This is a genomic window from Corynebacterium lipophiloflavum DSM 44291, assembly GCF_000159635.1.
Classification (GTDB): domain Bacteria; phylum Actinomycetota; class Actinomycetes; order Mycobacteriales; family Mycobacteriaceae; genus Corynebacterium; species Corynebacterium lipophiloflavum.
Window position 1 is genome coordinate 34,775 of the sequence record NZ_GG667195.1, and the last position, 16,655, is coordinate 51,429.

Annotated in this window: 17 protein-coding genes and 3 pseudogenes; 13 read left to right on the top strand and 7 right to left on the bottom strand. The window is 66.6% G+C overall.

Annotated elements, in window-relative coordinates; all coding sequences use genetic code 11:
- Both HMPREF0298_RS08815 and HMPREF0298_RS08820 read left to right on the top strand, forming a co-directional pair.
- Positions 1-422 (top strand): aminotransferase class V-fold PLP-dependent enzyme (locus HMPREF0298_RS08815; RefSeq protein WP_006840821.1); only part of this gene is annotated, 422 nt, incomplete at its 5' end.
- A 65-nt stretch (positions 423-487) separates the two neighbouring features.
- Positions 488-1,555: a glycoside hydrolase family 25 protein gene (locus HMPREF0298_RS08820; protein ID WP_006840822.1), complete on the top strand. Its 1,068-nt coding sequence runs from the start codon at positions 488-490 to the stop codon at positions 1,553-1,555.
- A 9-nt stretch (positions 1,556-1,564) separates the two neighbouring features.
- Here HMPREF0298_RS08820 and HMPREF0298_RS08825 read toward each other — a convergent pair whose 3' ends face one another.
- Positions 1,565-2,188: an alpha/beta hydrolase gene (locus HMPREF0298_RS08825; RefSeq protein WP_006840823.1), complete on the bottom strand. Its 624-nt coding sequence runs from the start codon at positions 2,186-2,188 to the stop codon at positions 1,565-1,567.
- Between the two features lie 20 nt (positions 2,189-2,208).
- Between HMPREF0298_RS08825 and HMPREF0298_RS12745 the strand changes: the two genes are divergently transcribed.
- The 4 genes and pseudogenes from HMPREF0298_RS12745 to HMPREF0298_RS12975 form a co-directional block, all read left to right on the top strand.
- On the top strand, positions 2,209-2,709 hold the full coding sequence (locus HMPREF0298_RS12745; protein ID WP_006840824.1) for a hypothetical protein: 501 nt from the start codon (positions 2,209-2,211) through the stop codon (positions 2,707-2,709).
- Between the two features lie 18 nt (positions 2,710-2,727).
- Positions 2,728-3,426: pseudogene (locus tag HMPREF0298_RS12750) on the top strand (alpha/beta hydrolase); the annotation flags it as partial.
- Positions 3,427-4,814: 1,388 nt separating this feature from the next.
- Complete coding sequence (locus tag HMPREF0298_RS12970) at positions 4,815-5,267, top strand: phosphatidylglycerol lysyltransferase domain-containing protein (protein WP_425358145.1); 453 nt, start codon at positions 4,815-4,817, stop codon at positions 5,265-5,267.
- Positions 5,188-5,490: pseudogene (locus HMPREF0298_RS12975) on the top strand (phosphatidylglycerol lysyltransferase domain-containing protein); the annotation flags it as partial. The gene HMPREF0298_RS12970 and the pseudogene HMPREF0298_RS12975, both read left to right, overlap by 80 nt.
- A 275-nt stretch (positions 5,491-5,765) precedes the next feature.
- Here the strand turns inward: HMPREF0298_RS12975 and HMPREF0298_RS08840 are convergent.
- Positions 5,766-6,593 (bottom strand): spermidine synthase, encoded by an 828-nt coding sequence (locus tag HMPREF0298_RS08840; RefSeq protein WP_006840827.1) that lies wholly within the window; start codon positions 6,591-6,593, stop codon positions 5,766-5,768.
- Here HMPREF0298_RS08840 and mnmA point away from each other — a divergent pair.
- The 3 genes from mnmA (at position 6,592) to HMPREF0298_RS08850 (ending at position 8,802) form a co-directional block, all read left to right on the top strand.
- A complete protein-coding gene (gene mnmA, locus HMPREF0298_RS08845; RefSeq protein WP_006840828.1) occupies positions 6,592-7,671 on the top strand; it encodes a tRNA 2-thiouridine(34) synthase MnmA in 1,080 nt (359 codons plus the stop codon). The genes HMPREF0298_RS08840 and mnmA overlap by 2 nt on opposite strands.
- A 133-nt stretch (positions 7,672-7,804) precedes the next feature.
- Positions 7,805-7,960: a hypothetical protein gene (locus HMPREF0298_RS12260; protein ID WP_006840829.1), complete on the top strand. Its 156-nt coding sequence runs from the start codon at positions 7,805-7,807 to the stop codon at positions 7,958-7,960.
- Positions 7,957-8,802 carry a uroporphyrinogen decarboxylase/cobalamine-independent methonine synthase family protein gene (locus tag HMPREF0298_RS08850; protein ID WP_006840830.1) on the top strand — a complete coding sequence of 282 codons (846 nt, stop codon included), beginning with the start codon at positions 7,957-7,959 and terminating at the stop codon, positions 8,800-8,802. Before HMPREF0298_RS12260 ends, HMPREF0298_RS08850 begins: the two co-directional genes overlap by 4 nt.
- 197 nt (positions 8,803-8,999) lie before the next feature.
- Here the strand turns inward: HMPREF0298_RS08850 and HMPREF0298_RS08855 are convergent, their stop codons facing one another.
- Positions 9,000-9,671, bottom strand: coding sequence for a 3'-5' exonuclease (locus HMPREF0298_RS08855; RefSeq protein WP_006840831.1), 672 nt, complete (start codon positions 9,669-9,671; stop codon positions 9,000-9,002).
- A 25-nt stretch (positions 9,672-9,696) separates the two neighbouring features.
- Here HMPREF0298_RS08855 and ligA point away from each other — a divergent pair, with 25 nt between their 5' ends.
- A complete protein-coding gene (gene ligA / locus HMPREF0298_RS08860; protein WP_040423007.1) occupies positions 9,697-11,715 on the top strand; it encodes an NAD-dependent DNA ligase LigA in 2,019 nt (672 codons plus the stop codon).
- Positions 11,716-11,952: 237 nt separating this feature from the next.
- Here ligA and HMPREF0298_RS08865 read toward each other — a convergent pair whose 3' ends face one another.
- Together HMPREF0298_RS08865 and HMPREF0298_RS08870 are read right to left on the bottom strand one after the other, a co-directional pair.
- A complete protein-coding gene (locus HMPREF0298_RS08865; RefSeq protein ID WP_040423008.1) occupies positions 11,953-12,966 on the bottom strand; it encodes a serine hydrolase domain-containing protein in 1,014 nt (337 codons plus the stop codon).
- Positions 12,966-13,454 (bottom strand): ArsR/SmtB family transcription factor, encoded by a 489-nt coding sequence (locus HMPREF0298_RS08870; RefSeq protein ID WP_006840834.1) that lies wholly within the window; start codon positions 13,452-13,454, stop codon positions 12,966-12,968. The genes HMPREF0298_RS08865 and HMPREF0298_RS08870 overlap by 1 nt, the downstream gene beginning before the upstream one ends.
- A gap of 111 nt (positions 13,455-13,565) precedes the next feature.
- On the opposite strand from HMPREF0298_RS08870, the pseudogene HMPREF0298_RS12980 reads away from it, so the two are divergent.
- A pseudogene (locus tag HMPREF0298_RS12980) lies at positions 13,566-13,724 on the top strand (helix-turn-helix domain-containing protein); the annotation flags it as partial.
- 449 nt (positions 13,725-14,173) lie between these two features.
- Here HMPREF0298_RS12980 and HMPREF0298_RS08875 read toward each other — a convergent pair.
- On the bottom strand, positions 14,174-14,953 hold the full coding sequence (locus HMPREF0298_RS08875) for a CPBP family glutamic-type intramembrane protease (protein WP_006840836.1): 780 nt from the start codon (positions 14,951-14,953) through the stop codon (positions 14,174-14,176).
- 74 nt (positions 14,954-15,027) lie between these two features.
- The gene (locus HMPREF0298_RS08880; RefSeq protein ID WP_006840837.1) at positions 15,028-15,693 is read right to left on the bottom strand and encodes an ACT domain-containing protein; all 666 of its coding nucleotides are present in this window, start codon (positions 15,691-15,693) and stop codon (positions 15,028-15,030) included.
- 114 nt (positions 15,694-15,807) lie between these two features.
- Between HMPREF0298_RS08880 and gatC the strand changes: the two genes are divergently transcribed.
- Both gatC and HMPREF0298_RS08890 read left to right on the top strand, forming a co-directional pair.
- A complete protein-coding gene (gene gatC / locus HMPREF0298_RS08885; protein ID WP_006840838.1) occupies positions 15,808-16,107 on the top strand; it encodes an Asp-tRNA(Asn)/Glu-tRNA(Gln) amidotransferase subunit GatC in 300 nt (99 codons plus the stop codon).
- 2 nt (positions 16,108-16,109) lie between these two features.
- The coding region (locus HMPREF0298_RS08890; RefSeq protein ID WP_006840839.1) for an amidase family protein at positions 16,110-16,655 on the top strand (546 nt) is incomplete at its 3' end.

Genomic DNA, 16,655 nt, shown 5'->3' on the forward strand with positions numbered 1-16,655 from the left:
CAGCCGCGACGGCCGCGGCGCTGCGGGAGGCGGTGGCTCAGATGGAATCGGAGCGGGTGAGGGAGGCGTCGTTACGCGATGAGCTCGTGCGCGGGGTGCTGGCGGCGGTGCCCGACGCGCGGCTGACCACGACGTCTCCGGTGCTGGATGGTCACGCGCATTTCCTGTTCCCGGGCGCAAACGGGGATGCGTTGATCATGCTTCTCGACGCCCGCGGGATCGAGGCGTCGACGGGGTCGGCGTGCGCGGCGGGTGTCAACCGCGCCAGCCACGTGCTCGAGGCGATGGGGGTGCCGCAGGTTGATGCGGCGGGGGCGCTGCGGTTGAGCCTCGGCAGGACCACGACGGCGCAGGACGTGGAAAAGGTGGTGCGCGAGATAGCGGATGTGGTTGAGCGGTCGCGTGTGGCCGGTGCGCTCTAATGTTTTAGTTGTTGTTCGTGTGTCATGTGGTACTTGTGTGGTTGAACTCCGGTAGGGTGCGGGCCATGCATGCTTCCCGCAAACTCACGCCCGTCCTCGCTGCGCTCACCGCGGCCGTACTGACCGTGGTGCTCGCCGTCGTCGTCCCGTTTAGCCCCACGATGCGTACCGACGCCGGCGCGCAGAACATCCCCGGCGTCGTCCAGGGCGTCGACGTCGCGGGCCACCAACGCCCCGGCGGCGAGCCCATCGACTGGCGCAGCGTCGCCGGCCCGGGCGGCCAGCAGTTCGCCTTTGTCAAGGCCACCGAAGGAAACGGTTGGAAAAACGAGTTCTACGACGAGGACGCCAACGCCGCGGCCGCAGCCGGGCTGAAGGTCGGCGCGTACCACTACGCCCGCCCCGCCGAGGACCCGAGAGCCCAGGCGAAGCACTTCGCCGACGTGATCAGCAACGGCCCGGCCCTTAGCCTGCCCCCGGTGCTCGACCTCGAGGTCGACGAGGGACTGTCGCCGACCGCGCTGGCCGCGTGGACGGGCACCTTTCTCACCGAGCTCGAGCGCTCCACCGGCACGAAGCCGATGATTTACACCTACCGCTACTTCTGGTACGAGCGCATGAACGACACATCCGCCTTCACCGGGTACCCGTTGTGGCTCGCCGCGTACCAGAACCAGGCGCCGCGCCCCGTCGGCGGCTGGGACAAGATCTCGTTTTGGCAGCGCTCCGACTCCGGCCGCGTCCCCGGCGTGAGCACCCCGGTCGACCTCAACGTGTTCAACGGCTCCGACTCCGACCTCGGCGCGTTCTCCGCGGGCAACCACAGCGCCGGCGGCGGCGTGCTCGAGTCCTTCCAGGTCCCCGAATCCGGCGAGCTTGAGGTCTTGGGCCAGGACAACACGGCCCTCGTGGTGGCCATCCTGGGCCTGGCCACCGGGGTCCTGAACCAGCCGCAGATCGCGGACGCCGCCGCGCAGTTCGGGTTCAGCCCGGACGACGCCTCGAATATCGCCTCCGCGGTCCAGAGCTTGGCTGCCCAGGGCAAGCTGCCCGTCGGCGACCTGCGCGCGATGATGGTCGGAGACTACTCTGTCGGCGACCTGCTCATCTTGCTCAACAACGCGCAGAAGTAGCGCACGGCCCTACAGCCCCAATGCCCGGAGCACCTCGGTGGTGCATCCGGGCAATTGTGTGTGCGGCACCCCGGAGATCTCAACAACGCGCCCGAGCCGCGCGGACGACGCCGGAACCACCGAGTCGGCATCCGAGACCAGCGAGACGATGTCTACCCCGCACGGCACTACTGGCTCGCCGACGTCCTCGAGCTCGGTGAAGGATTGTCCGAGAAGAGGTCCGACAAGCCAGTCGGGGCGGTACCAAGCGCGGTGGTCGGTGCCGCGCCACGCGGCACCGAGGCCCACCACCGTGCGCACGCGCTCGCGAACACGTTCATCCTCCAGGGCGCGAAGCGCGACCAGGCCCCCACTGGAGTGGCCGACGATGTCGACCCGCGTGACTGTGTCCGGCAGCTCCAGGATGGTTCGGGCAACGTCCTCAGCCGAGCTGTCGATCGCAGCCGTTCCCCGGTCCCCGTGAGTCGGCGCAATCAGGTCTACGCCGCGCTCGGCGAGAGCCTCGGTCAGCGGGCGAAACACAAAGGGTTCTGAGAGCGTGCCGTGAACTGCGACAACAACCCGCCCACTCGACTGGGAGGTCGCTGTGGAGGGGTCGGGAAGTATGCGCGGAATGTGGGAGAACAGGGCCATGGGGGTCTACGTTACGAAACGTGGACGCTCTACGATCTCTTTCGCTGGTCTCACCGGGTGCCGGCATCGCCATCGCAGCCATTGTGATCGCGACGACGCTCTTTGCGGTGGTGCCGTTCAACCGGTGCACCCGCGTTGCGGGGCTTGTCACCCCTGGATTGCTCGCCGTCGCGGTATTCGGCTTCGAAGTGTGGCCCAAACCCTTCCCGGATTCCGTACCGTGGGTGATTTATGCGGCGGGGGCCTCGGCTGCGTTCGTGGTGTGCGTCGCAGTGGTGCAGAAGGGCCGGCGCTTCGTGATGTCTTTGGTGGCGGTCGTCGCGCTCGCCAACGCCTACCTTGTGTCCAACCTCGTGTACCAGGAGTACCCGACGGTCGGGTCGTTCTACCCCGTCCCCGTGGCGGCGAGCGTGGATGCGCACCAGTTTAAATCCATGAAATCTCCGCCGAAGGACCATGACCGCGAGGTGGGCGCCCTGGTGACGTTGTCTGCGGCGCCGATGCGCGACGCGGTGGCGTAGGTTCCGCCCGCCTCCTGGAGAAACCACGACCTGCCCGTGCTCGTCATCATGGCGGGCAGCCCGGGCAGCCCGATGGACTGGTTTACCAAGGGCGATGCCGCCCAGTCGCTGGATGATTTCCAATCCCGGCACAACGGGGAGGCCCCCGTGGTGGTCAGCGTCGATGCCACGGGGTCGGAAACGGGCAACCCCGCGTGCTCTGACGGCCCGGAGCACAAGGTGCTCACCTACATCTCCACACGGGTTCCGGAGATGATCAAGGCGAACTTCGACGTCAACGACGACCAGTCCAGGTGGACTGTCGGGGGGTTGAGCTACGGCGGGACCTGCGCGATGCAGGTGATCACCAATCACCCCGAGGCGTACGGCTCGGTTCTAGACTTCTCCGGCGAGGCTGAGCCGAATGTGGGCAACCACGTAAAGACGGTGCAACAGATCTTCGGCGGCAGCGAGGAAGCGTTTCAGAGGGTCAACGCGGCCACGCTGTTGGACAAGGCACGCGGCACGTCTTACTACCATGGGATCGCGGGGCGCTTCGTCGCCGGCGAGGATGACGAGATGTCGACCGCCGCTTTGTCGCACCTCAACGAACTTGCCCGCGCCGCGGGCATGGACACTACCTACGACACGGTGCCGGGCTCACACAGCTACCAGGTGTGGCGCGTGGCGTTTCGTGACAACCTCGACTTCGTCGCCGAAAGGGGTGGGCTGAAATGAAAAGGGTAAGAACCCTCGCGGCCAGGGTCCCGGCGAGCCTGTCCATGCTCGTTGTCATGTGGACCCTGTTCGCCGTGTTCGGTTCCCGCGGACGTGACGTCCTCGGCTACGGGTTGGCGGGGGAGGAGCACATCGCCTCCCTGCTCACCGCAGGCCTGACCAGCTCACACGTCGCCGGGATGGTGTACTCGTCTCTCGCGCTGCTGGTCTTCGCGGTACCCGCCGAGGTCCTGCTGACCACGCGGCGCTTCGCCGTGGCGGCGATTGCGTCGCACGCGGTGGCGGTGCCGACGGGCGCGGTCGCGGCCATCATCGTCGAGCGGGCGGGTTTTAACCAGTGGGGTGGCGACTTGGTCAACGAAACGTACCTCTCGCCCGCTGCGTGGATCTTCGGCTCGCTCGCGTTCACCACCTCGTTGATGGGGGTGATGTGGCGCCGGCGCGTGCGCCTGGTGCTCATCGCGCTGACAGCCACGCTCGTGCTTTACGACGGCTCCCTCAACGCAGTAGTCGCCTTCAGCGCGGTCCTGATCGGCTGCGCGGCGGGGCACCTGGTTGTCGGCGCCGAGATCGCCCGCCGGGGTGCCTCGGTTCGCGAATCACGCGTTCTCGTCGCCGTGCTTTTTGCGGCGGTGTCGCCGGGGCCGGTGCTCGTCGCTTTCAACCCCGCGGCCCACGGGCCGTTCGCGGACGTCAGCCAACTGATGTGGGAACCCGCCGTGGCCGCCAACGAGGTCCTCCTGCGCTGCGTCGACGCGGACTCAGCGACGTGCCAGGAAGCGCTGCAGATCAACCAGCAAAGCGGCCTCGGGCCGCTCCTGCTCAACATCGCCCCGCTGGTCGCCTCGCTCGTGGTCGCGTTCGGGCTTCGCCGTGGCCGCCGCCTCGCCTGGATCTTCGCCGTGGTCAGCACCCTTATCAGCCTCGCGGTGATTTTCGTGCAGCTCGTCGGGTGGGTCGACTCCTTCCTCCTGGCGTTTAACGTCGCCCTCGTGGTCCTGCCGTGGCTCGTCGTGCTCGCGGTGTTGATCGCGACGCGGTCGCGCTTCTGCGTGCGCTCGCAGTGGCGCCCTGCGCTGGTTGGAACCTTGGCGGCGCTTGCGGTGTGCGCGTCGATCTGGGTTGTGGGCGCGATAGCCAATCCCGGGTTCGTGGAGCGGGCGTCGTTAAGCGATGTGCTCCTGGAAACACCGCTGCGCTTCATGCCGCCGGTCATCGCGCTGTTCTGGCCACCCTACGTGATCCCGCAGAGCTCGTTGTCGTGGTTGCTCTACGAGTGGGTCGGAATCGCCTTTTGGGCCGCGGCGATCTACTTTTTGCACCGCGCGCTGACATCGGCGCCGTCGGGGGCGCTAGAGAGCGAACGCGGCCGCGCCAAGGAGATCCTGATGCGCGGCACCGGCGACCACCTCGCGTGGATGGGGCTGTGGGACGGCAACAGGTACTTCTTTACCGGAGGCGGCACCGGGTACGTGGCCTACCGCATCTCCAACAACGTCGCCGTCACCCTCGGCGAGCCCGTCTTTGGCGCAGGCACGACACGCGACGAGGTCGCCGACGCGTTCGAGACCCACGCCGCGGAACAGGGGTGGCGCGTGGCCTGGTACTCGGTGTCGGAGGATTTTGCGCGCGCCGGGTACCGCACGGTTCACGTCGCGGAAGAGTCGCTGCTCCACGCAGACAATCTGGAATTCAAGGGCAAGAAGTGTACAAAGTATCCGCACCGCCCGCAACCGTGCCGGCAAGGAAGGGGTTACGGCGCAGTGGACGAGCTGGGCGGAGCTGGATGTCGAGACCCGCGAGAAAATCTTTGCCCTGTCCGAGCAGTGGATGTTGGATAAGGCGCTGCCGGAGATGGGATTTACCCTCGGCAGCGTCGACGAGCTCTCGGTCGAAGGCACGAAGCTTTTACTCGCGATCGGCGACAACGGACGCCTCCACGGCGTGACAAGCTGGCTGCCCGTGTACGAGGGCGGAGAGCAGGTCGGCTACACCCTCGATTTCATGCGCGGCGACCCGGACGGGTTCCGCCCCACCATCGAGTTCCTCTTGGCGGAGGCGGCCCAGATCGCCAGCGACGAGGGGGTGAAGTGGGTGTCGCTCTCCGGCGTGAACCGGCGAGACGGAGTCTGTTGTCGAGGTCATCGTCGACAAGGCGGGGGCGAGCATCGAGCCGCTCTACGGCTTTCGCTCCCTGGCGGCGTCGAAGTACAAGTTCCACCCGACGCATTCCGGTTGGTACCTCGCCTACGACGACGAACTCGCACTGGGTTCCATCGCGCTGGCCGTGGTCAATTGCTACCTTCCCACGATGCGCGCCAGCGACTACGCCGGGGTGGTCAGGGAGTTCCTCGCCCGGCAGGATCGCGCCGCGGGGAAGTCGCCAGCGCCCGCGCCCACGCCTCACCCTTGAAGTGCGCCGGCACCGCGCCCTTGAGCAGCTCGCGCGTGAGCTGCGGCGTCGCCTCAAGCTCAGTGTTGGAGCCGATGAGCACGATGTTGCCGTAGCGGCGGCCCTTGAGCATCGGGGGATCGGCGATCGCCGCGATGTGCGGCCACACCTCGGCCATGCCCGCCAGCTCCTCTTTCGCCTCCGTTAAGTCGGCGTGCGAGCCGCAGTTGGCAACGTAGACGCCGCTCTCGCTTAACGACGCCTGCGCCGCCGCAAAGAACTCCACCGTGGTCAGGTTGTGCGGCGTGGTGGCGCCGGCGAACACGTCGCGGATGATCACGTCGCGCGTGGCCGGTTTGAACCCGTCCGTTTCCTCCCGCGCGTCGCCGACGCGGATCTTGACGGCCGGGGCGTGGGGGACGTCGAAAAGCTCGCGGGCTAAAACGGCCAACTCGCTGTCGATCTCGACGACGGTGTTGCGGCTGCCGGGCCAGGCGTGCGCGAAGTAGCGGGGCAGGGAGCAGCCCGCCCCGCCGAGGTGGGTCAGCCTCGGCTTGTCCCAGCGCTTGACCGAATTCAGAAAGTCCGCGATCCAACGCATGTACTCGAAATCGAGCCGGTCGGGCTCACCCGGCACAATCGAGGAGCTGGGCACGCCGCCGACCAGCAGGGTCAGCGAGCCGTCGTGCTCATAGATCACCTCGGCGACGCCGCTGTCGATCTCGTAGAACTGGCTTTTTGGTGGCACGCCTCGCGAGAGTACACTGCCGCACATGCGGGTCTTGGCAGCGATGAGTGGCGGCGTCGATAGTTCGGTGGCGGCCGCCCGGCTTGTCGACGCCGGACACGACGTCGTCGGTGTCCACCTCGCGCTCTCGCGCGACCCCCAGGCCACCCGCGAGTCCGCGCGCGGCTGCTGCTCGCTGGAGGACTCCGCCGACGCGCGCCGGGTCTGCGACAAGCTGGGCATCCCGTTTTACGTGTGGGACTTCTCCGACCGCTTCAAGGCCGAGGTGATCGACAACTTCGTCTGGTCCTACGACAACGGCGAGACCCCAAACCCCTGCCTGCGCTGCAACGAAAAGATCAAGTTCGCCGCCCTGCTCGATAGGGCTCTCGCCCTGGGCTTCGACGCGGTGGCCACCGGCCACTACGCGATTGTCGATGACGAGGGCAATTTGCGCCGCAGCGCCGATCCACTCAAGGACCAGTCCTACGTCCTCGGCGTGCTCACCCGCGCCGAGCTCGACCGCTGCATCTTCCCCGTGGGCGACACCGAGAAGCCCCAGATCCGCGAGGAGGCCAAGCGCCACGGTTTCTCCACCGCAACCAAGCCGGATTCCTACGACATCTGCTTCATCCCGGACGGCAACACCCAGGCGTTTCTGGGCCGCTCCATCGGAATGCGCCCGGGGATGATCGTCGACGCCGACGGCACCGAGTTGAAGGAACACGACGGGGCCTTCCAGTACACCATCGGTCAGCGCCGCGGGCTTGACCTGCGCGTTCCCGCCGCCGACGGGCAACCCCGCTACGTTACCGACATCGACGCCGCCACCGGGGTGGTCACCGTCGGGCCGCGTCAGGCACTTGAGGTGCGCGAGATCCGTGCTGACAGGCTCAAGGTCCTGCACCCGGCGATGAACGGGACGTTTACGGCGAACGTGCAGATCCGCGCCCACGGCGGGGTCGTCGGGTGCGACGCGCGTGTCGAGGGCGACGAAATGGTGCTGGCCCTGCACTCGCCGCTTGAGGGCGTGGCCCGCGGCCAGGCCGCGGTGCTCTACCTGCCTGACCCGGATGGGTTAGGTGACGTGGTGCTCGGCTCCGGGACCATCTGCCACACCGCCTGAGCGCTCCTCGCCTTAAACCCGGACGGGTAAAAGTGGGGGTCTTCCGCCTAAACCCGGGGCAAGTTCGGGGTGTCCGAGTTTAGGGGGAAGCAGCCGGCCGCCCGCGGCAACCAATGGTGCTACCGTGGCCCGCATGAGGATTCCCGAGACACCCGCCAAAGTCATCGCGACGCTGCTCATCGTGTTGATGTTCGTCGCGTCCGTGCAAGGCTGGCCGTGGTGGGTGAGATTGGTCGCCGCGGCGCTGGCGCTGACGGTGATCTTCCTGCCTAAGGAACCGAACAAGTGACCGCGTTCGGTCTCGGCGAACTGCCAGGCACCGATCTGGCAAAGGCCGCCGAGATCGTGGTGGGGGAGAGCCCCACGCCGCACATCCCGCAGCTGCCGGACCGCGGACTAGGCTCCGACCTCGTCGGGCGCACCGCCGCGCTGCTCGACATCCCCATCGACCGCGGCCCGCGCACCTGGCGCGTGGCCAGGCAGCACCGCGCCGCGAAGGACCAGATGGCCCGCGACCTCGACGTTCTCGAAGAGATCTGGGCGGGTCAGGTCGAGGAGATCAAGGTGCAGCTCGTCGGGCCGTGGACGTTGGCCGCTCGCATTGAGATGGCCAACGGGCACCGGATGATCACGGACCCGGGGGCGCTGCGCGATGTGACGGACGCGCTGTCAGAGGCGATCGTGGCGCATCGGGCGGACGTCGAGAAGCGTCTTGGCGCGACCTCAATCCTGCAGCTCGACGAGCCCGCGCTGCCCGACATCATGCGCGGCCGGCTCAAGGGCGCGACCGACTTCGAGACGATCCGCGCGGTGCCCGAGCCGCAGGAACGCCTCTCGCTTTTCGACGCTCACCTCCTGCACACCACCGCGCTCGTCGACGCCGACTGGCTCACCGTGGACGTAGCCACGCTCGACGCGGCGGGAAAAGACCGCGTGGCAGCCCTGATTGAAAACGGCACACGCCTGGCGATCGCGCCCGCCGAACCTAAAACCGTGTGGCGCTTCCTCGACGAGCTGCGGATCGACCCGGTGGCGGTGGGCCTCGACGTGTGGGCGCGCCCGGCGGCGACACTCACAGAGGCCGCGGCGAACTACCGTCAGGCGCGCGAGATGTCGGAGGGGCTGCGCTGAATACTTCGCAGCGCGCCGCCAAAAAAGGGGTGCTGCTGGCGTTGTGCATCCGGGGTTTTGCGTGTGCGTGGTTTGTACCGCGCGATGTGGGGCGTCGGAAAGGAAAAACCCCAGGTCGTGACATGGCATTCCGCGCATATCGCGCACTCCACAACAAGCTGTTGCCCCCGGCTGCGCGTGCATAAGGAGGGCCCGGCCTAACCCTCCATCGGCCAACTCAGCGTCACCCCGGACGCATCGCGCCCGCGCGACTCGAAGTAGGTCTTCAGCTCGGACTGGCAGGTGTAGTACTGCACCGCCTGGTACTCCATGAGCTCGCCGAAGGACATCGTCGCAAGCTCCGGCCACATGCGAACCTGCTTCCAGGCGATGCGGGCGGCGGCGGTGGCGTCCGAGGTGGCCTCGTGGGCGTTGTCGAGCCGCACCCCGTAGATCTCGCTAAGCGCCCCGAGGTTGCGCTTGCCCTTGCGGTAGCGGTCTTTGGCCCGGTCGATCACCAGTGGGTCGAACACGGGCCCATCCACCGTGAACGTGCCGGTGAGACGGCGCAGCACCGTAAGGTCGTAGGGGGCGTTGAACACCACCAGCGTCAGCCCGTCCTCCCAACACTTGCGAATCTCGGCGACCGTTTCGGCGAGGACCTCGTCGTGCGGGCGGCCCTCGGCGCGTGCCTTTTCGGTGGTGATGCCGTGGACGGCCGCCGCTTCCTCCGGGATCTCCACGCCCGGGTCGGCGAGTTCTTCCGTGGACGTGACGGAGGAGCCGTCGATACGCACGAGCGCTGAGGTGACGATGCGTGCCTCGCCTGGGTTGGCCGAGGTTGTCTCCAGGTCAAAGGAGAGCATGCGGGATGCGTCGAACGAAGCCATGCCTCTAACTCTAGACTGGTGCACTGTGAGCGACATTTCCGCAGACCTGCACCGCCAGTGGGACGACCTTGCCAGCCAGGTGCGTCACCACCGCGACCTGTACTACAACGGCCAGCAGGTGATTTCCGACGCTGAATTCGACAAGCTGTTCAACAATCTCGTCGCCTTCGAGGAGGCCCACCCGGAGCTGGCCGTGCCGGAGTCGCCGACCAAGGAAGTCGGCGCTCCCGTCTCCAGCGCGTTTGCAGACGTCACTCACCTCGAACGCATGATGAGCCTGGACAACGTGTTCTCCGCCGAAGAACTCGCCGACTGGCTGGCAAAGACGCCGGGGCCGTATCTCACGGAGCTGAAGATCGACGGTCTGTCGATCGACTTGGTCTACGAAAACGGCGAGCTGGTTCGTGCCGCCACGCGTGGCGACGGGCGCGTCGGCGAGGACATCACCGCCAACGCGAAAGTCATCCCCGACATCCCGCACAGGCTCACCGGCGACTTCCCCGAGCTTTTGGAGGTCCGCGGCGAGGTGTTCATCCGCCCCGAGGACTTCCCCGAGCTCAACGAGCAGCGCATCAAAGAGGGCGGAAAGCCTTTCGCCAACCCGCGCAACACCGCCGCCGGGGGCTTGCGCCAGAAGAACCCGGAGGACGTGAAGAAGCGCAGGCTGCGCATGATCTGCCACGGCATCGGCGCGCGCGAGGGTTTTTCGCCCGCGTCCCAGTTCGAGGCCTACGAAAAGCTCGCGGAGTGGGGCCTTCCCGTTTCCGAGTACACGCGCCGCGCTGAGACGGCGAATGAGGTCCAGGAGTCCGTTGACTATTGGGCCGAGCACCGCCACGATGCGATCCACGAGATGGACGGGGTCGTGATCAAGGTGGACTCCGTCGCCACGCAGCGCTCGCTGGGCGCGACGTCGCGCGCGCCGCGCTGGGCGATCGCGTACAAGTACCCGCCGGAGGAGGTGACCACGAAACTGCTCGACATCGAGGTCTCCGTCGGGCGCACCGGCCGCGCCACCCCGTTCGCGGTGCTCGAGCCGGTGTTCGTCTCCGGCTCAACGGTGTCGCTGGCGACCCTGCACAACCAGCACGAAGTCAAGCGCAAGGGCGTGCTCATCGGGGATACGGTGGTGATCCGCAAGGCCGGCGAGATCATCCCCGAGGTGCTGGGCCCCGTCGCGGATCTGCGCGACGGCAGCGAGCGCGAGTTCATCTACCCGAAGGACTGCCCGGCGTGCGGCACGGAGCTTGCGCCGGCCAAGGAGGGCGACGCGGACTGGCGCTGCCCGAACACGCGCTCGTGCCCGGCGCAACTGTCGCAGCGCTTGAAGTACCTGGCGTCGCGCGGCGCGTTCGACATCGAGGCGCTCGGGGAGAAGGGTGCGATTGACCTCATCGACTCGGGCGTGCTCGTCGACGAGGGTGACCTGTTCGACCTCACCGAGGAAGACCTCAAAAAGTCCAGCGCCTACACCACCAAGGCGGGCAACGTCAACGCCGCGGGCAAGAAGCTGCTGGCCAACCTGGACACCGCGCGCGAGCGCGAACTGTGGCGAGTGCTGGTTGCGCTCTCGATCCGCCACGTCGGGCCCACCGCCGCCCGCGCGCTCGCAGCGCGCTACGCCTCAATGCAGGCGCTTATCGACGCCCCCGTAGCCGACCTCGCCGACACCGACGGCGTGGGGTTGGTCATCGCGCAATCCTTCAAGGACTGGTTTACGGTGGACTGGCACCGCGACATCGTGGACAAGTGGGCTAAGGCCGGGGTGCGCATGGTCGACGACACCACCGATGCCGCCCCGCAGACCCTCGAGGGACTTACCGTCGTGGTGACGGGAACCCTGGAGAACTTCTCCCGCGACGAGGCGAAGGAGGCGATCCTGTCACGCGGCGGGAAGGCGGCCGGCTCGGTGTCGAAGAAGACCAGTTACGTCGTGGTGGGAGAAAACGCGGGATCGAAGGAGGACAAGGCGCGCGAGCTTGGCGTTCCCATCCTCAACGAGGAGCAGTTTGAGCAGCTGCTTCAGACCGGGTCGGCGCAGTAGCGGCGTATTTGTACACCGCTAACCCGACGGTTGCGGCGGCGAGGAACGCGAGCGCCGGCCACACCCAAAACGGTACAGCCTCGTACCACACGATAGCGCGCGACAGCAGCAGGATGACGGCCACGGTAAAAACCGGGCTGACCATGTGGCTCAGCGACCACGTTGGCCGGCGCCACGCCCGGAAGGATTCGTAGGCCAACGCACCTACGCACGTGGCGACAAGAATGTAGCTGATCATCACTTATCTGTCCCTTCGAGTTCTTCGAGCAGGTCCACGGCGAGCCCGTCGACCCACATGCTGCTGGAGTTAGCGACGAACACGGCATCCTCGCCGTCCGGGGACCACAGGAGCATGGTCCGGAAACCTCCGGTCCCGCCGTTGTGGAAGGTGTACTCGGTCCCACCTATCTCCCGGTGGCTCCACCCGTACTCGGGGCGGCAGTGGTCGGCGACCCATTGGGCGTATTTCGCCATGTCCGCCGGGGTGGAGCGGATCGCGCCCGCCGGGGCCCAGCCGTCCATGTCCCAGGGCTCAACGGTGCGACCCTGCAAGCCGAGTCCTCGGGAGCTGTACTCTCCGGAGCCGGACGTCGCGAGGTACGTCTCATCCATGCCCGCGGGCTCGAGGATTGAGGTGCGCAGCAATTCCTCGTAACTGACGTTCGCGTTGCGGGCCAGAAGCTGCCCGAGAAGGGCGTGGCCGTAGTTGGAGTAGTTGCGCTGGCCGCGATTTTTCAGCTCTGCGTCGCCCGCGTGGGAGATAATCTCATCGGCTGTCGCCTCGCGGTAGGGGTTGCCGTGGAATAAAACCACAGGTAGGCGGCTGCTTGAAAGTTCGGCGGGCACAGAGCTCAACCCGGCGGTGTGGTTGGCGAGCTCTTCCATGGTGACGTCGGCGATCGGGGCGCCGGGGACGTCGATAAGCTCGCCGACTGTTGTTGCAAGCGTGATGTCGCCGCTTGCAATCTGCTGGCGTAGTAGCTCGGCGTTGAAGGTTTTGGTGATGGAGCCGATTTCGAATTCGGTGTGTTCGTCGGCGTCGAGGCCGCCAAAGCGGACGTCGCCGTTGTCGAGGAAGAAGGCGGCGAGGTCGTTGTGCCCGGGTTCGGCGTTGTTGCGAAGCGCGCTGGAGACGGACGCATCTCCCGTGGCGTGCGTGCCCACCGTGATCGGGCGGGGCCCGAGAAGCAGCATCACGGTCAGTGTGGCGATTACGGCGAGGCCGCTGGCGGCCAGAGCAGTCGGTTTCATCAGTGGGCCTCGCACGCTGTGATGATCACCATCAGTGGAATGACGCGGGCGGGGGGAATGGCGTACCCGCCGTCGCGCTTGGTCACCCAACCCGCGGCGTGTAGCGCGCCCAGGTGGTGGTAGGCCGTACCCGTGGAGGAGACGATGCCTTCCGACACGAGCTCGGCAACAGTGGCGGGAGCTCCCAAAAGGCGGCGCAGGATCTCTCCACGCTGCGGGTGGGCGAGTGCGGACAGGCGCGAGATCTCGTCCTCCCAGGGGCTGTCCGTAACCCAGTGGGTGGGACGGGACCACTCGTATTCGTAGTGGCCGATGCCGGTGTCGACGGCCCCGCCGAACGTGACGGCGCCGTCGATGAGGTCGTCGTTGTCTTTGATCGCCTCGATGAGGGCGAAGGCGGGGGGCTGTTGTTGTGAGGGCGTGAAATGGGCTTCGAGCTGCGCGACGCGCCGCTCGAGGGCGGCGACGCGGTAAATGTCTATGTTCATGATTCTAGAATAACAGAAATATAGAAGCGAAGGCTCCCAACTAACTCTGCGGCCCGATAGCGCATTGAGGTCTTCGCGGTTCGTCCCCAACGCACGCGGTACGATCAGCCCATGGCTGGTGGAACGGGAAAGCGGGGTCCGAGGGGCGATATCTCCGCCGAGACGATCCTTCTGGCCGCGGAGGAACTTCTCGCCAGCCACGGGCCCGGAGCGCTGACGCAGCGCCGCATCGCGAAACAGGCCGGGGTCAGTCCCACAGCCCTCTACACCTATGCCGCCGACCTGGAGGAGATCCGGACAGAGCTAGGCGACAGGTTCCTCGGAGCAATCGATACAGGGCTGTTGCTTATCGACGATCCCGAAACCGCGCTTGCGACCTTCCTCCAGCACGTGCAGAAGCTCTTCACCGATAACCCCGGTCACGCCCAGCTTCTCGCGCTACAGCGCATCGCGGGACCCAACGCCCTGAAACTCAACACTGCTGACGTTTTTCCAGGTTGCGGTGGGGCACAGCGCCGAGGCTGCGGCCGGCATCACCGGTGTGCTCACCGAGTGGGTCTACGGGCATGCCCTCATTGCCGCCGACAACGGTGTCACCCCCGGTTTCGCCCGCGCTCTCGGACGGCAGGAGATGTTGCGATACCCCCTGACGGCGGCGATGATCGGTCAGGCTGGCCCCGGCCTTGATTTTCGGGCCGGAGATGAGATTGTCCGCGGCCTCATGGTGCGGGCGTTGACGTCCCCGCCGACCGGCGGCCGGGGGCAAGCGCAACAGCCGCCAGCACGAGAGCTGTGAAGGTGATGCCCGCGACTACCCAATGGTCGGCGGTGCTGGGGCCGGCGGGCAGGCTGATCAGATTCAAAGTGGACAGGGGCAGAGCGTGCGCGAAGGTAGCCGGCCATGGAGAGCCGAAACGGTGGGCTGTCGCGCTGAGCAACAAACCGAGCGCGAAGAGCGTAAGCGTCGAGGTCAGCGCAGCATCCAGCGGCAGGACGCCTTGGTAGACCATGGTCCCGTGGAGCGGGAGATGGAAAATCACCCACAGCCCCGAGATTACGGCCGAGGAGCGCCAAACACCGGTATCGCCCAGGCATGTGTGAAGGAACCCGCGCCATGCCACCTCCTCGCCGAGAGTGCTCAGTGAGAACAGCAGTGTCGCCGGAGCAATGAACGCCAGCGCCCGCAGGTAGAAGCTGGCCGAATGGGGCTCGCCAACTCCAGCAGCAAGCGCGACGGCCGCCGCGATGGCGTAGGCGCCCAGCAGCACACCCACGGCAACCGGGCTGCCGATGACGGCTCTGCGCCAGGGGGTGCGAAGCCGAAACCAGCCCAGCACGTCGCGCTGGCGATACGCCACGATCACTGTTGCTGCGACAATGGCGGGAATCCACCTGGCGACGATGACGAACCAATTGGGGATAACGACGTCGAGCATGAGGAAAGCCCCGCACACTGCTGTGATGGCCAGCACGCCGGCAACGGAAAACGTCAGTGCCATCGACCGGCGGAGTTTATTTGAGCGCTGCACAAATTGGAGCAAACGCGGCCGGAGGTCGGGTGGCAGTGGAATACTTAGCGCAGCATCGCGCCGATGATGTGTCCCAGGTCCCTGATTTGCGTCACTTCGGAGGCGAGGAAGTCCGGCCCGCCGACACGGCCGACGACAAGGACCAGATCCGTGCCGGCCAAGGGCGTGATAGCCAGCGTGGTGTCGAGCAGCCACCATGCCTCCGGCACCCAGGTGTCGGAGTCGCGCTGCAAGATCCGCGCCGTGGTGACGTCGACGAGCGTGGGCTTGGAACCGTCGTCACCCGGCGCCGCCTGGGAGGCCGCGACGCGCTCCAGCCCCTCGGACGTGTCGCGCAGCACCACCGCCCACGACGACGTCATGGCCTGCGGCATCACGCTGACGAGCTCCTGCGCCGCGGCGGTGACGTCGCCCGTGGTGTCGGCGATGCGGGCGAGCATCTGAATTTGGCCGCGACGATCCACGGTGCCTGTGAACGGGCGAATCGAATCAACTTCCGCGCCCTCGATCGAGCGGGCCGCGGTGATGAGGGCGTCGACAAGTGTGCCCGTGGGAAGTTCGACGACGATGTCGTCGGTTACTACACCCGCGCGATCCATCTGAACGATGTCCACGGAGCGGATGTCGGCATCAATCATGCCGAAAGCCTCGGCGAGCTCACCGAGGCTGCCCGGGACGTCCGGCAGGTGGACGCGGATGAGGTAAGACATAACACAAGTTATATCACCGCGCCCAAACACCTCCCCCAACCGGAGTGAGTGCGCCGTGACGTAAGATGAGGTCGTTTTCATATCGCAACCGTCGCTTCAAGGTTAGGAAAGACATTGTCCGAAATTTCCAGAGACGAGGTCTCGCGCATCGCGCGTCTCGCCCGCATCGCGCTCAGCGATGAGGAGCTCGACCAGATCGCGCCGCAGCTCGACCACATCGTCGACGCCGTGTCCAAGGTGCGCCAAGTCGATACCGAAGGTGTGACGCCGATGAGCCACCCGCACTCCATCGACGCCGGGATGCGAAAGGACGTGGAAAAGCGGACCCTGACCCAAAAGCAGGCGCTTGACCAGGCCCCCGCTGTGGAGGAAGAGCGCTTCGTGGTGCCGCAGATTCTGGGAGAAGGGGACTAGACATGACTAACTACGTAATTCCCTCCGAGGGGCTCATCGCCCTGCCCGCGCACGAGCTCGCCGCCAAGATCCAGTCCGGTGAGGTGACCTCGCGCGAAGTCACGCAGGCGTTCTTGGACCGCATCGCCGAGACCGACGCCGAGCTGGGCGCGTTCCTCCACGTCAGCGCAGACGCCGCGCTCGCCGTCGCCGATGCTGTCGACGCGCAGGTCGCGGCCGGTCAGGCCCCGGCCTCCGCGCTCGCCGGTGTGCCGTTGGCGCTGAAAGACCTGCTGGTGACCACCGATGCGCCGACCACCGCGGCGTCGAAGCTGCTGGAAGGCTACATCAGCCCCTACGACGCGACCGTGGTGACCAAGCTGCGCGACGCCGGCATCCCGATTATCGGCAAGACCAACCTGGACGAGTTTGCGATGGGCTCCTCCGGCGAGAACTCCGCGTACTACCCGACGAAGAACCCGCACGACATCACCCGCGTGCCCGGCGGCTCCGGCTCCGGCACGGCGGCCGCGCTCGCGGCCGGGCAGGCGCCACTCGGCATTGGCACC